Origin of the sequence: Streptomyces sp. MMG1121, assembly GCF_001280015.1 — a bacterium.
Lineage (GTDB): Bacteria > Actinomycetota > Actinomycetes > Streptomycetales > Streptomycetaceae > Streptomyces.
This window is the reverse complement of sequence record NZ_LGDV01000107.1, coordinates 76,142-90,795: the sequence shown is the minus strand read 5'-3', so window position 1 is coordinate 90,795 and position 14,654 is coordinate 76,142. Positions and strand designations below refer to the sequence as shown.

Sequence of the window (14,654 nt, the reverse complement as noted above, 5' to 3'; positions counted from 1 at the left end):
AAGGCTCGGGCACAGTGGCCTCCTTCCCACCCGCCCTACAGGTTCTCGCTCACCCACGACGGAATCGAGGCGAGTCGTCGCAGGGGCGGCCCCTGCCTCCCCGTGAGTGAGATGCCTGCGAGGCGTTGCGCACCGGGCAGGTTGGAAAGCCGCAGGGCGGCGCGGCGGACCCGCAGGTGTCGTGGTGATTCGGGCACGAACCAGCGGGCCACTCGCCGGGCCGCGCGCTGCTTGTGCGTGATGACGGGTCGCCAGAGCCGTTCGTAGCCGTGCAGTGCGTCCTCAACGCGGGAGGTGCGGGCGAGTTGGTCGGCCAGGACGTATGCGGCGCCGATCGCGAGGGAGGCGCCTTGTGCGGCGAGGAGGGAGACCGCCTGGCAGGCGTCACCGACCAGGACGACCCGGCCGCGGCTCCAGGCAGGAAGGGTCGTCTGGGCGACGTGGTCGTAGTAAATCCGGGAAGATGGCGGGCAGTTCGCCAGGACGCGAGGCACGAGCCAGCCGAGCGCGCCGTACTCATGGCGCAGCGCCGCCCGCACGTCGACGGGAAGGCGGGGGCCGGTGGCGCGGTGCACGGCGAACACCGCGACCGTGCCGTCGCGCAGCGCGTACAGACCCATCTGCCGGCCGATGGTGTCGGTGAGGCAGAACCGGTCGCCCACTTCCGCGTGCACCTCGGGATCGTCGAAGGTGAACGCGGCGGTGTCGTAGCCGAGGTGGCGGACGTACCGGGCCTCTTCGCCGAAGACCAGGGCGCGCACGGTGGAGTGGATGCCGTCGGCGCCGACGAGCAGGTCGGCGTCGATGCTGTCGCCGTTGGTGAGGGTGACGCGAACGCCGTCCGGGCGGGCGTCGATGCGGGCCGGGCCCACGCCGAAGCGCAGACGCACCGCGAGGGACAGCCGCTCTCGCAGGGCGAGTTCGAGGTCGGGCCGCATGATGCTCAGCAGGCGCCCGTCCAGGAAGCGCGCGAAGCGGTCGTAGCGGAGCCCGACCCGGCACTCACCGCGCTCGTCCACGAGGGCCGCCCCGGAAACGTGATGGCTCAGCTCTTCCAATGAGGGCAGCACACCCATGGCCTCGGCCGCGTCGTATCCGGGCCCGAAGAAGTCGATCATGTAACCGCCGGTGCGGGGCCTCGGCTCCTTCTCCAGGACGACGACGTCCCAGCCGAGCACGTTGTGCATGCGGCCGGCCAGCGCGAGTCCCGCGATCCCGGCCCCACAGATGACGACCCTCATCGGTGTGCACCACCTTTCCCCGCCATCTAATTTTTGCACTATGCAAAGCTCGGGCGTCAAGAAGGCCCGCAGTCAACGAACAGACACCGGAGCAGAGCGACTACCGGGCAGCACACAGTGCTTGCTGACCGAGCCGGGGAATGCGTCGACGAAAGCGCCACCCGCGCGTGCGCCGGCGGACACCGGGGCAGGTCGGTCCGAGGCGCGGAACGGTGGTGCGCACTCTTGACATCTTTTGCATAATGCAAAAGTAAGGAAGGGGAATCGATGAGTGGCATACGGGCAGTGACGGACAGGACACCAGGAGCCGACACGACGGCAGGAAGCCTTACGCCGGCGCCGGCGATCGCGGGCCTGCGGAACGCCCCCTGGGACGTGATGGCACTGGCCGTGGTGGTCGGCGCCGGAGCAGGCGTCGGTTCGGTCGTCTTCCGCTGGTGCATCAAGACCTTCACCCGTCTGCTGTCCGGACACACCGACTACTCGGCCTCCCCCGGCGCGGGCAATCCGCACGTGCCGTGGCTGGGCCCGTATTTCGTACTGCTCGCGCCGGTGATCGGCGGCCTGCTGTACGGCCCCCTCGTCAACCGGTTCGCCAAGGAGGCCCGTGGGCACGGCGTGCCCGAGGTCATGCTGGCCGTCGCCCAGCGCGGCGGGCGGATCAGCCCCAGGGTCGCCGTCGTCAAGACGCTCGCCTCCGCCCTGACCATCGGCTCCGGCGGCTCGGTCGGCCGCGAGGGCCCCATCGTGCAGATCGGCTCGGCACTCGGCTCCACCCTCGGCCGCGTGACCAGGGCGACCGAGAACCGTACGAAGCTCCTGGTCGCCTGCGGCGCGGCGGGCGGCATCGCGGCCACCTTCAACGCACCCCTGGCCGGTGTCTTCTTCGCCATGGAGCTGATCCTGGGCACCTTCAGCGCGGAAGCCTTCGGGGCAACGGTGCTGGCCAGCGTCACCGCGAGCATCATCGGACGCGCCTCCTTCGGCGACGTCGCCTTCCTGACCCTGCCCGCCTTCCACGTCGACCACCTCGCCCAGTACGGCCTGTTCGCCCTGCTCGGCGTCGCCGCGGCCGTGGTCGGCATGGGCTTCGCCCGCTTCCTCTACCTGATCGAGGACGCCTGCGACTGGCTCTGGCGCGGCCCGGAGTGGCTGCGCCCCGCGGTCGGCGGGCTGGCTCTCGGGCTGGTACTGCTGGCACTGCCGCAGATGTACGGCGTCGGCTACCCCGTGCTGGAGAAGGCCACCGAGGGCGGTTACGCGGTCGGCTTCCTGCTTCTGCTGCTGGCCGGCAAGATGCTGGCCACCAGCCTCACCATCGGCATCGGCGGCTCGGGCGGCGTCTTCGCACCCAGCCTGTTCATCGGCGCGATGCTCGGCTCGGCGTACGGCATCGGCGTCCACCACCTGATACCCGGCACCGCCGGTGCGGTGGGCGCGTACGCCCTGATCGGCATGGGCGCCACCTTCGCCGGTGCGGCCCGGGCACCGATCACCGCCGTGGTCATCCTCTTCGAGCTGACCGGCGAGTACTCGATCATCCTGCCCCTGATGCTGGCCATCGTGCTGGCCACCGCCATAAGCCGCCTGCTCTCCCGCGACACGATCTACACCCTCAAGCTCCGCCGCCGCGGCATCGACCTCGAAGGCCCCGCACCCGGAGCGGTCATCGGCGCCCAGCAGGTCGGCGCCGTCATGGAACCGCTGCCCGCCCCCCTGCCCGCCACCAGCACCCTGGCGGACGCCGCCGACCTGCTGAGCCTGTCCGGCCATGGCGCGCTCCCGGTCGTCGCCGACTCCGGGGAGTACGTCGGCGTCGTCACCGCGCAGGCCGTGGCCGAGGCCCTCGCGGAGCAGCCGGACGCCGCGCCCCGGACGATCGCCCAGCTCGCCGCGCCACCCGCACCCGTCACACCGGAACAGCCCCTCAGCCAGGCACTGCACGCCTTGCTGTCCGCCGCCGGTACCGGTGTACCCGTCCTCGACGCCAAGCGGGGCGAGCCGGTCGGATGGCTCAGCCATCAAAGCGCGCTGCGCGCCGTGCATGCGACCACCTGAGCGCGTCGCCAGGCGCTGCGGTCCGTGCCCGCGATCTGTACTTGCACTCTGCAAAACGGATGGCGGGGGCCTCGACGGACATTCCGTTCCAAGGAGGTGAACCGTGGCACTTGCGGAGCGCGGCCACGTCGCGTGCACGCCCCCGACCACATACAGCGAGCTCGATGCGCCCGGCACGCAGGAGCGCCCCGAGCGGAGGGGCGCAAGCGGTCCGGCAGTCCCGGTCGACTGGCTCATCCTGCTGATCGGCGTCTACACGGCAGGCTCGCCATGAGTGATCCACTTCGCCAGGACGAACCCCTGCCTGACGGCCAACAACCTGATCGCGAGGCCCGTCGACGTCAGCGCGTTCCTGCCGGACCCACGCCCTGTCCTCGTCCGTCGGCCACTGCCGGCGCTCGTCCCGTTTCATTGCGTTATGCAGGTTAAGGGCCAACAGGGGACAGGAAAAGAGCGCGCCTGAAAGCAAGCCATGGCCGGCCGGACCAGCCGTACTCATGTCAGGCGTCGTGCGTCAGTGCTCCGTCCACCATCCAGCCGAGCGGGTACGGTTCGGGATCGTCCGCCCCGGGTACCGGAGGCTCGCCACCCGCCTCGTTGAAGGCGCCCAGCGCCTCGACGAGCGCCAGCCGCTCCATCGGGCGGAGCCGTTCGACGATGGCGGCGATCTCGGCACGACGCCGGGCGGTGACTTCCTCGACGGTGCGCCGGCCCTCCTCGGTGAGCCGCAGGAGCGTCTCGCGACGGTTGGCAGGATTGGCCTGGCGGTCGGCGAGCCCGGAGGCGATCAGCCGGTCGACCATCCGCATGGCGGTGGAGGGAGCCACCTGGAGCAGCTCCGCGAGCTCGACCAGCTTGGTCGTCCCCCTGGTGGACAGCACCACCAGCATCCGGAACTGGGCGACGGTCACCCGGTCCTCCACCGCGGCGAGCGAGCGCGCGGAGACCGCCACCAACAGACGCGACGCGGTCAGCACCGCTCTGGTGACCGCATCGACATCGTCCAAGGCACCCGTGGGGGTCTGTCGCTCCGCCATACGTCCTTTCTACCGTGCCGAGGCCGTCTCTCTCTCCCTCGATGAGAACAGGCATTCACCCCGCAAGGTGGGGACAGCCGAGCAAGAGCATCGCAGCGTCATCACGGAGTGGACAGAAGGAGCCGCCGGGGTCCCGGGTTTCGGTGACGCTGTCCCTGTCCCTGCGCCTGTCCCGTGCACGCCCAGGCCGAACGGGAGGGCGAAGGAGTCCGGCCGCGGAGCCCGAGGGCTGCCTGGTACCGCCCTCCCCCGCCGCCTTCCAGAGGAGCTGCACGGGGACGACGTTGCCGGCCGTGACATCGGTGACGGTGTGCGTGAATGTGGCGGTCGTGTCGTTGCGGTCGAAGCTCCCGCCGCGCCGTGTCACCAGAGGATCAGGATCACTCAGGCCCGGAAGTCCGCGTGCGCGCAGGATCGCCTGCAGCCGCATGCCCCTACGCAGCGGCGGTGAACTGAACCGGTGAAACCGACGGTTTCCACACCGTGTTCGCCCTGCCAAGCGACACGCCACCCGTTAGCCATGTGCCGTGGAGCTGGAGGAGAACGCTGAAACGCACCTGCGCGCAAGACCCCGTGGCGTGCCCCTGACGGGCCGATGGCGCCGGTGGGGCATCACCGCGCTGGCCGGCGTCCTCCTGGCCGCGTCGGGCACGGGACATGCCGCGGTCAGGAGGGAGGCAGCCGGAGAAGGAGAGGTCCACGCCTACGCCGTGGACCCGCCGAGCTCGTGGTACGAGAACCGCTGTCTGTATCACGGGTACGACGAACCAAAGCGTCTTCCGAAGCTGGTCGAGAACGTCGTCTGGACCTGCGGCACCGGCGACACCTGGCACGGGGTCGGCAAGACCTGGACCGCCACCAAGTACGGCCAGCTCGTCAGCGGCTACGACCAGGGCTCCGGGAACTACCTGTGCCTCGACGCCAACAGCCCCCATCAGGAGGGCTGGGCGGGCGAGGGCGACAGTGTGGCGAGATTCCGTTGGGATGTGTCATTCGAGCCCATCCTCGCTGCGCGCACCGGCTCCTAGCATCGCAGCGAAGCCGGTGACCACCGGCTCCCACTCTCACGGAAGTCACTCACATGCACGTCCAGATCGTGTTGTTCGACGGGTTCGACCCGCTTGACGCCATCGCACCGTTCGAGGTCCTCCACGCCGGCGGCACCGCCTCCGAGGGCGCCGTCAGCGTGGAGCTGGTCAGCGCCGAAGGCCCGCGGGAGGTCGTCAGCGGCACCGGCGGGCTCTCGCTGCACACCACCGGCATCCTCGACCCCAGCCGTCCCGGCGTCGTCCTCGTCCCCGGCGCCGCCGGGCGCGTCGGCGACCCCGGCGACAGCACGGACCCCGAAGGCGACGACACGCAGGACGACGCCATCCCGGTCCGGCTGGCCCGCGCGCTGCGGACCGAATTGCCGGTGCTGCTCAAGGCCGCCATGGAGGACGCGCGGATCACCGTGGCGACGGTCTGCGGCGGCTCGCTCGTCCTGGCCATGGCCGGTCTCCTCCCCGGTCGTCACGCCACCACCCACCACCTGGGCCTGGACCTGCTCGACGCGACCGGCGTCCACGCCGTCCGAGCACGCGTGGTCGACGACGGCGACCTGGTCACCGCCGCCGGGGTCACCTCCGGCCTCGACCTCGGCCTGTACCTGCTGGAGCGGGAAGTGGGTCCACAGATCGCCCACGCCGTGGAGGAGTTGTTCGCCCACGAGCGCCGCGGCACGACCTGGCGCCCCCGCGGGCTCGCGCCCGCCGCCTTCTGAGCACACCTGTCCCGCCCCGCACATAACGACGCAAGGAAGCGCTACTTCATGTCCGCTGAAATCGAAGGTGTCTGGGACCTGACCATCGTCACGCCCATCGGGCGGGTGCGGCCCGTCATCGAGCTGCGCTCGGAGGGCGGGCTGCTGGTCGGCACCGCCCACGGCGCCGGCGAGGACCTGCCGCTGAAGGACATCGCCGTCGACGGCCACCGGCTGTCCTGGAAGCAGTCGATCACCCGCCCGATGCGCCTCGATCTCGCCTTCACCGTCACTGTCGACGGCGACACGCTCACCGGTGTCTCCAAGGCCGGACGTCTCCCGGCTTCGAAGGTCACCGGCCGACGCCGCTGCGACGACGTCACCGACGTCGTCGAGCCGACGCGATGACGCCATCACGCGCCGCCTCCGCGGCCACTGCCACTGCCACCGCCACCGCCACTGCTGCGGCAGGGGCACCCACACTCGCGTTCCTGACCGCAAACGGGATCGGCGGCCTACGGCTCGCCTCCGCCGCCGCAACGGTGACCGCCGTACTCGTCCTTGCATGGCGGCTGCGGGCCCGGCAGCAGGTCCGGCACGCGGTCATCGGAGCCCTGCTGGCGACCGCGTGCGCGACCGCGGCCGCCTGGACGGGACAGGCACGCGGGTTCTTCCTGCTCCCCATGCTGATCCCGGCCGCAGCGACGGCGGCCTGCCTCCTGTCTCTCGCGGCCGGCCGTCCCCTGGCCGGCCTGGTCGCGAACAAGATCGTGGGCGGCCCGCCCGGGTGGCGCTCGAACCGGGTGCTGGACCGCTTCTACGCGGTATCAACCGCGGTGATCGCGCTCGTGAGTTTCGTGAGTCTGGCCGCGCAGGCGGCTCTGTACCTCTGGAGCGACGTCGCCTGGCTTGGACTGCTGCACATCCTCATGGCACCGTCGTGGGCCGCCATCACAGCGCTCTCCGTACTGCTGGCCCGCAGAACGGTCACCCGTGAACGGAACGCCGCCGAGCCCGACGCCTGCTGACAACCCGCCCGATCAACCGCCCGTGCCCGCTTCCGCGCTGGTCCGGGCGGCTGCTGCGACCCCGCACACCCGGCCTGGGGCGCATGACAGGTTGCCTCGGAGTCCTCGGTCGCGGTGCGCTGCCGGGGCAGAACGTCGAAGCGGAGGGGGGCGGGGTTCGCGGGCTGCATGCCGTACAGACGCGACCTTCCGGCGCACTTCGGCCGGACCGGCCGGCGCAGCCGTCAGCCGACGTTACCCACGATGGTCTCCGGTTCGAGGACGATGGGCTGGGCAGCCCACCATGAGCACCCCGCCCGTCCGGCCGGCCCGGGACGGCCGGATACAGTGCGCCCGACAGCAGCCTGGTTGCTCAAGGAGGGGAAGCGTGACCGACACCAGCGAAACCCGATCCGCCGACAGTGCGACGCACGCGACGCAGCAGAGCCGACTGCACCGCCTGATGCGCTACCTCCCCGTGATCGCCCCCGTCCTGCTGTGGGCCGTGCCCTGCTGGCTGCTGCTGCACACCGGCCAGCGCTGGCCGCTCCCTGTCACGCTCGCCGGCACCGCCCTGTTCGCCCTCGGCCTGATCGGTATGCCGCTCGCGATGGTGCGCGGCCACGGCCGACGCCAGCAGGACCGGGCGGCGATCGTCGGAGACACCCTGCTGGGCACCAGCTGGACCCTGTTCGCCTGGTCCGTCGTGCTCGGCGTCCCGCTGCGGCTCACCCTGACCGTGGCCGGCGTCGGCGACGGCCAGGACCGGGCCCGGATCGTCACCTGGGCGGTCCTCGGCACAGCCGCCGTGCTGCTCACCTGGGGGTACGCCGAGGCCCGCCGGGTACCACGGGTACGCCGCCTGGACGTGCAACTTCCGCGCCTGGGGGCCGGGTTGGACGGCACGCGCGTCGTCCTCATCACCGACACCCACTACGGTCCGCTCGACCGCGCCCGCTGGTCGGCACGGGTCTGCGAGACGGTCAACACGCTGGAAGCCGACCTGGTCTGCCACACCGGAGACATCGCGGACGGCACGGCCGAACGTCGCCGCGCCCAGGCCGCCCCACTCGGCACCGTGCGGGCCACCCGGGCCCGGGTCTACGTCACCGGCAACCACGAGTACTACAGCGAGGCCCAGGGCTGGGTCGATCTGATGGACGAGCTGGGCTGGGAGCCGCTGCGCAACCGCCATCTGCTGCTCGAACGCGGTGGTGACACCCTCGTGGTCGCCGGCGTGGACGACGTCACGGCCGAGTCCTCCGGCCTCGCCGGCCACGGCGCCCACCTCGCCGGAGCCCTGCACGGCGCCGACCCCGACCACCCCGTCCTGCTCCTGGCCCACCAGCCCAAGTTCGTCGACCGGGCGGCAACCGGCGGCGTCGACCTCCAGCTCTCCGGCCACACCCACGGCGGCCAGATCTGGCCCTTCCACCACCTGGTCCGCATCGACCAGCCCGCCCTCGCCGGCCTCAGCCGCCACGGCACCCGCACCCTCCTCTACACCAGCCGTGGCACCGGCTTCTGGGGCCCGCCCTTCCGCGTCTTCGCCCCGAGCGAGATCACCCTGCTCGTACTCCGCTCCCCGCAGCGGCCCCCCACGCCGTAGCGCTGGGCGGGCCGATGGCCCTGGGAGTGCCGCAGGCGAGGAAGTCGCCGGGAGCGGCCGCCGGCGCAGGCGATTCCTCCGGCCAGGGCGGAGACGGCGGCACACGCGGAGCGCGCGGCGTCCAGCGGCTCCTGCATGCCGGCCGCCACGCGGGCGGGGCCGGTGCCCCGCCAACCGGCACACCGCGTCATTCCGAAGGAATGCGAAACTCGAATTCGGGACGGTCCCACGGCACGGCGGGCGGGTTCGCGAGCGCGGTCCCGGTCCGCACGGCACCGACGCGGTGGTAGAAGTCCTCGGCGGGACGATGCGACACGACCTTGACACGGTCGAGCCCGGCGGCACGGGCCTCGGACTGCATGTGTGCGACGAGCAGCCGTCCGATACCGCGTCCTTGCGCCTCGTCGGCGACGAACAGCAGGTCGAGCTCCGGTGGAGCGAGGACGAGCGAGTAGAACCCGAGGACCCGGCCTCCCTGCTCGTCGGCGCCGACGGCTACGAAGGCGCGGTGGGCCTCGATGTAATCAGGACCGACCCGGTAGCCCGCGACTGCGGCTGCGTACTTGCCCTCGTAGGCGCCTGAGCCACGCACGAGCCGCGTGAGCCGTTTGGCATCCCGCGCGACTGCCCTCCGTATCGTGATCGGCTGGCCGGCCGGGGAAGTGCGTGACGTCATCGGGAGAGTATTTCGCACCGGGGACTGGCTTCCTGCGGCGGGTCGGCTCCTCGGGCAGGCGTTCCCGCACCGCTCCCGGGAACCACTCGTGCGCGCGCAACCGATCTCACGCCGAAGCCGCGCCGGAGCGCTTCGGTGCGGCTTCGGCGTCTCACGGCTCCGCGCGGCGGTCCCCGTCGGAACGGTTTCTGGCGGGCGCCGCACGGAAGACACCGAGCGGCCACTCGCTGAACACCGTCTTCCCCGCGCCCAGCGCGGGCCGGACGAGCTGCGGGTGGTGCGGAACCTTCACCGTCATCACCACGAGCTCGACTTCCGTACTGCGGGCCGGCCCCTCCGCGCTGTCGAAGGGCAGCGGCACCGCGTACTTCTCGCCGGCCGCACGCGTCGACTGGGCGCTGCCGGCGCTCAGCGCCCGCACCTCGTACGAGGGGAACCCGCACCTCGTACGAGGGGAAGTGGACGTCATGTGCACCCCAGCGTTCGCGCCGCCCGCTCCCTCACCTCGATGCGGTCCATGGCCATGGAGGACACGGTCCAGGCAGCACGTTCAGCGAAGTCGGGGTCTTCGTCTCGCTCACCGCCCCCCTGGCCGGAAGTCGTCGGCGGTGCGGCACCCGCTCCTAGGGTCGGACACACCGGATGATCTCGATGAAGGGGGTTGGGCCACCGTGACGGACAAGCAGGTCGTCGTCGTGACCGGCGGAGGAACGGGCATCGGGGAGGCCACGGCCCGGCTGCTGTGCGAGGGAGGCCACCATGTGGTCGTCTCCGGCCGGCGGGCCGAGCCCCTGCGACGCCTCGCGCGGGAGACCGGAGCGCTGGCGTATCCGTCCGACGTGGGGGATCCCGATGCGGCCGAGGGACTGGTCCGCGCCGCCCTGGCCGCGCACGGGCGCCTCGACGGGGTGGTGCTGAACGCGGGCGTCGGGCGCGGCGGAGCGGTGGGGGACATGTCGTTGCGGGACTGGGACGAGGTCATGCGCACCAACGTCACCGGCCCGCTTCTCCTGCTGCGCGCGGCGATCCCGCAGCTGCTGGAGTCCAGGGGCTCGGTGGTCGCCGTCGCCTCGGTGTCCGCGTTGCGCAACGGCACGGGCAACGCCCCGTACGCCGCGTCCAAGGCGGCCCTGCTCCAGCTCTGCCGGTCCGTCGCCGTCGATTACGGGCGACAGGGGGTGCGCGCCAACATCGTGTGCCCCGGCTGGGTACGGACCGAGATGGCCGACCGGCGCATGGCCCGCTTCGCCGAGGAGCCGGACCTGCGGGACGGGGGCGTGGAGGCCGCCTACGAGGAGGCGACCAGGGTGCTGCCCGTGGGCCGGCCGGGTGAGCCGCGGGAGGTCGCGGAGGCGATCGGCTGGCTGTTGTCACCGGCGGCGTCGTACGTCAATGGAGCGGTGATCACGGTCGACGGCGGCGCTACGGCTCTGGACCCCGGGACACTCGCGTTCGACTTCCGCATCACACCACGCGGTGGCGAAGGCGCCCCGATTTCCGGGTGAACACCGGCCGCGCCGGGCTGTGGCGGCCCCGTCCGACCACAGGCCCGGCCTCCCGCCCCGGCGGGTACGGCGGCCGCGAGCCCGGACGGCGAGCCGCGGCTCGACCGCGGGGCCGTGCGGTGGCGCGGCGTTCCGGAAGGGCCCGGGGCGGCCGTGCGGTGCCCCGTTCCGGTGCGGTTCTGTCCGGTCCGGGCAACGGGCCGCCCCGCGAGAGGCCGGGTCAGGGTCTCTCGCGGGGCGGCGACGGTCGTCGGCTGATCGCCGGGCCGGGCTAGCGGGACGCGTCCTCGTGGGACAGCTCCACGTCGAAACCGGTGACGCCGCTGCCGTCCAGGCGTACCGACGTGGCGACCGGGGCGTAGCCGCTGGCGATGACGGTGTACTCGCCGCCCTCCAGGTCGGTGAACCCGTAGGCGCCGTCGGAGCCGGTGACCGCGGTGCCGACCACGTTTCCGGCCGAGTCCAGCAGGGTGACCTTGGCGTCGTCGAGCGGCCGGCCGCCGACGGCGTTGACGACACCGTGCAGCTGGGCGCTCGCTTCGAGGCGGATCTCGTGGACGTCCGAGGATCCCGGGGTGACCTCGACGGGGAGGGCGGCCGGGCGGTGGCCGGGCGCGTTCACCACGAGCGTGTAGCCGCCGGGGACCAGATCCGAGAGCAGGAAGGCGCCGTCGGCGGCCGAGGTCCCCGAGGACACCACCTCGCCGCGCACGTCGGTGGCGACCAGCAGGGCTCCGGGCAGCGGGTGTCCGTGGACGGCGTCCCGGACCGATCCGGTGAGGGCCACGGTGCCGCTGAGCGCGAGGTCGCACTCGACCGGCTCGTCACCGACGAGCACGGTGACGGCCTGCGGCTGCCGGGCACCGGCGGCGGCGATCAGTACGTAGGTGCCGGGGCTGCCGGCGGCCACCGCGTAGCCCCCGTCCGGACCGCTGACGGCGCGGCCGAGCTGCCGTCCGTTGACGTCGATCAACGTGATCACGGCCTGCGGCACCGGTGTGCCCGTGCCGTCCAGCACCCGGCCGCGGACGGCGTGGCGTGCGACGCCGGGCGCGGGTGCGACCGTCTCGGCCGCCGGCGCGGCGAGGGGCTGGACGGCCTCGACGGCGGCCTCGGCGACCATGGCCGCGGCCGGCTCCGGAGCCGGAGCGCCGCTCTCCTCGGCGGCCTGCGCCTCCAGTCCGGAGACCTTGCGCAGCGGCACCTCCTTGGTCCACAGCGCGACCAGGAAGGCCAGGACCATCACACCCGCGGCGATGAGGAAGACCAGCTGCATCGAGTCGGTGAAGCCGACCTTGAACGGCTCGGCCAGGCGCGGGTCGAGCCGCTGGATGAAGGAGGAGTCGTCCAGGACGCTCGAGCCGCCGCCCGCCCCGGGGTGCTTGAGCATCTGCAGCACCGGCGCGTTCGCGGGGTCGGCCTGTACGGCCGGGTCGTGGAGCGCGGCCTGGAACGCGGGCGTCTGCGCCGCGGACCGGAAGGCCGAGTTGATCTTGTCGCCGACGGTGCTGAACAGCACGGAGAGGAAGATCGCGGTACCGGCGGTGCCGCCCATCTGCCGGAAGAAGGTGGCCGACGCGGTCGCCACGCCCATGTCCTTGGGCTCGACCGCGTTCTGCACGGCCAGGGTGAGGATCTGCATACAGCCGCTGAGGCCGATGCCGAACAGTGCCATGTAGGCCATGGTCTCCGGCAGCGCCGTGTTCCAGTGCACGCGGTAGTGGAACAGGAGCATCGCGGCGATGAGCAGCACGGTGCCGATGACGGGGAAGATCTTGTACTTGCCGGTCTGCTGGATGATGCGTCCGACCACGATGGTCCCGGCGATCATGCCGACCATCAGCGGCAGCATCAGCAGACCGGACTTGGTGGGGCTGACGCCCTTCACGATCTGCAGGTACAGCGGGACCATCATCATCCCGCCGAACATGCCCATGCCGATGAGCACGGACATCACGCTCATCTTGCTGAACACCGCGCCGCGGAACAGCCGCATCGGGATCAGGGCCTCCTCGCCCATCGCCCGTTCGACCAGGACCCAGGCGATCAGGCCGACCACGCCGATCGCGTAGCAGACGCCGGCCTTCGTGGAGGTCCAGCCCCAGTCCTGGCCCTGCTCGGCCACGAGCAGCAGCGGCACCACGCCGAGGGCGATGGTGAACGCGCCCCACCAGTCGATGCGGTGCTCGCGCCGGACGTGCGGGAGGTTCAGCACCTTGGCGACGACGAACAGCGCGATGATGCCGACCGGCACGTTGACCAGGAACACCCAGCGCCAGCCGGTGATGGCCAGGATGGTGCCGCGGCCCGCCAGGAAACCGCCGATGAGCGGGCCGAGCACGCTGGACGAGCCGAACATCGCGAGCATGTAACCCTGGTACCGGGCCCGCTCACGGGGCGGCACGATGTCACCGATGATCGCCAGCGCCAGTGCCATCAGGCCGCCCGCGCCGATGCCCTGGAAGGCCCGGAAGGCGGCCAGTTCCGTCATCGACGTGGCGAACGAACAGGCCGCCGAGCCCACGATGAAGATCGAGATGGCCGCGAGGAAGAAGGGCTTGCGGCCGTAGATGTCGGACAGCTTGCCGTACAGCGGCGTGCTGATCGTGGAGGTGATCAGGTACGCGGTGGTGACCCACGCCTGCGCGCTGAGTCCGTGCAGATCGTCGGCGATCGTGCGGATCGAGGTGCTGACAATGGTCTGGTCGAGCGCCGCGAGGAACATCCCCAGCATCAGGCCGCTGAGGATCGTCATTATCTGACGGTGCGTCAGTCTCCCGGCCGGTGGTGGCGACGCGGATTTCTCTGCGGTTCCCCCGCGGACCGGGGACGCTGACATGGTCATGCGTACGAATCTCCTTGCCTGGCCTCGTTCTCCGGGCACCGCCCGGCTCCGAGGCTCATGTACATGCGGTCCACCGGGTCGTCGCGGGGCGCTTGACCAGACCCCGGTCGATATGCGGGCACACCGCCCCCTCACGACCACTCCGACAGCCCGTGCCGATCATCACTCACGTTCCGTTGCTTGCGGCTACCAACTGAGTGTAGATCCTGGCCGGGGCAGGCTCTATCACAAATGTCCGATCACCGTATTTCACCGTCAGGGCAGAGCCAGCCAGCCGATCACGCCGGTCACACCGAAGAGGGCGAAACCGATGCCGCACGCCAGCAACAGCCGGCTCAGCATCCGGCCGGCCCACGGTGACCACAGCGCCGCGCCGATCCTGCCGCCCAGCTGCGGCATCACGGTGGCGAACGCCCCGCACAGGGCGGCCAGACCGGCGACGAGTCCCACGACGCAGGCGCAGATCCCGGCCAGCCGCCCGGCCGTCGGGGCCACCCCGACCAGATAGCAATGACCGTCGGCGTCCCGCTGGACCGGCAGGACCGTCCCCGTCTTGAAGGACTCGCCGATGGAGGCGTACGCGTCCGTCAGCCGGCGATCGTCGGAGCGGAAGGCACCGAAGCAATCGGTATGCCGCTGCTTGCCGGTGCCCGTGGTCTCGCAGAAGGTTATCTTCAGCAGCCCCGGGGTGCCGGACAGACGCGTGGAGTACTTCAGGCCGTCGGCGAGACCCACACCTCCACCGATCCCGAGGCCGCTGAACAGCAGCGCGACGAACACCATGAACAGCGCCGTCCCGATCCGGCCCGGCAACGTCTTCGGTGCGCTCCGGGGCCGTCTTCCCGCCCTCACCGGTGTCACGTCTCCCCCGCCTGCCCGATGTCGATCAGGCCGGTCATGATGCCAGCGGGCCCCGGGCGCCCACGCACCGCCCC

At 71.4% G+C, this 14,654-nt stretch carries 13 protein-coding genes; 7 read left to right on the top strand and 6 right to left on the bottom strand.

Annotated elements, in window-relative coordinates; all coding sequences use genetic code 11:
• Positions 1 to 35: 35 nt before the first annotated feature.
• Entirely contained in the window at positions 36 to 1,241 is a 1,206-nt protein-coding gene (locus ADK64_RS10890; protein WP_053657554.1) for an FAD-dependent monooxygenase, read from the bottom strand.
• 378 nt (positions 1,242 to 1,619) lie between these two features.
• On the opposite strand from ADK64_RS10890, the gene ADK64_RS10885 reads away from it, so the two are divergent.
• Complete coding sequence (locus tag ADK64_RS10885) at positions 1,620 to 3,299, top strand: chloride channel protein (protein WP_053657553.1); 1,680 nt, start codon at positions 1,620 to 1,622, stop codon at positions 3,297 to 3,299.
• A 500-nt stretch (positions 3,300 to 3,799) separates the two neighbouring features.
• On the opposite strand, the gene ADK64_RS10880 is transcribed toward ADK64_RS10885, so the two are convergent.
• Positions 3,800 to 4,336 (bottom strand): MarR family winged helix-turn-helix transcriptional regulator, encoded by a 537-nt coding sequence (locus ADK64_RS10880; RefSeq protein WP_053657551.1) that lies wholly within the window; start codon positions 4,334 to 4,336, stop codon positions 3,800 to 3,802.
• Positions 4,337 to 4,914: 578 nt separating this feature from the next.
• On the opposite strand from ADK64_RS10880, the gene ADK64_RS45845 reads away from it, so the two are divergent.
• The 5 genes from ADK64_RS45845 (at position 4,915) to ADK64_RS10850 (ending at position 8,693) form a co-directional block, all read left to right on the top strand.
• On the top strand, positions 4,915 to 5,364 hold the full coding sequence (locus tag ADK64_RS45845; protein WP_053657547.1) for a hypothetical protein: 450 nt from the start codon (positions 4,915 to 4,917) through the stop codon (positions 5,362 to 5,364).
• 53 nt (positions 5,365 to 5,417) lie between these two features.
• Positions 5,418 to 6,098, top strand: a complete 681-nt coding sequence (locus tag ADK64_RS10865; RefSeq protein WP_053657545.1) for a DJ-1/PfpI family protein — start codon at positions 5,418 to 5,420, stop codon at positions 6,096 to 6,098.
• 48 nt (positions 6,099 to 6,146) lie between these two features.
• A complete protein-coding gene (locus ADK64_RS10860; protein ID WP_053657543.1) occupies positions 6,147 to 6,485 on the top strand; it encodes a hypothetical protein in 339 nt (112 codons plus the stop codon).
• Entirely contained in the window at positions 6,482 to 7,105 is a 624-nt protein-coding gene (locus tag ADK64_RS10855) for a DUF3159 domain-containing protein (protein WP_053657541.1), read from the top strand. The genes ADK64_RS10860 and ADK64_RS10855 overlap by 4 nt, the downstream gene beginning before the upstream one ends.
• 367 nt (positions 7,106 to 7,472) lie before the next feature.
• Entirely contained in the window at positions 7,473 to 8,693 is a 1,221-nt protein-coding gene (locus tag ADK64_RS10850) for a metallophosphoesterase (protein ID WP_053657539.1), read from the top strand.
• Positions 8,694 to 8,880: 187 nt separating this feature from the next.
• On the opposite strand, the gene ADK64_RS10845 is transcribed toward ADK64_RS10850, so the two are convergent.
• Positions 8,881 to 9,369, bottom strand: a complete 489-nt coding sequence (locus tag ADK64_RS10845) for a GNAT family N-acetyltransferase (protein ID WP_053657536.1) — start codon at positions 9,367 to 9,369, stop codon at positions 8,881 to 8,883.
• Positions 9,370 to 9,520: 151 nt separating this feature from the next.
• Complete coding sequence (locus tag ADK64_RS10840) at positions 9,521 to 9,838, bottom strand: Gfo/Idh/MocA family oxidoreductase (protein WP_107092958.1); 318 nt, start codon at positions 9,836 to 9,838, stop codon at positions 9,521 to 9,523.
• Positions 9,839 to 10,040: 202 nt separating this feature from the next.
• Between ADK64_RS10840 and ADK64_RS10835 the strand changes: the two genes are divergently transcribed.
• The gene (locus ADK64_RS10835) at positions 10,041 to 10,874 is read left to right on the top strand and encodes an SDR family NAD(P)-dependent oxidoreductase (protein WP_053657532.1); all 834 of its coding nucleotides are present in this window, start codon (positions 10,041 to 10,043) and stop codon (positions 10,872 to 10,874) included.
• 271 nt (positions 10,875 to 11,145) lie between these two features.
• On the opposite strand, the gene ADK64_RS10830 is transcribed toward ADK64_RS10835, so the two are convergent.
• Both ADK64_RS10830 and ADK64_RS10825 read right to left on the bottom strand, forming a co-directional pair.
• The gene (locus ADK64_RS10830) at positions 11,146 to 13,719 is read right to left on the bottom strand and encodes an MFS transporter (protein WP_053657531.1); all 2,574 of its coding nucleotides are present in this window, start codon (positions 13,717 to 13,719) and stop codon (positions 11,146 to 11,148) included.
• 255 nt (positions 13,720 to 13,974) lie between these two features.
• Entirely contained in the window at positions 13,975 to 14,571 is a 597-nt protein-coding gene (locus ADK64_RS10825; RefSeq protein WP_159046217.1) for a hypothetical protein, read from the bottom strand.
• Between the last annotated feature and the right edge of the window lie 83 nt (positions 14,572 to 14,654).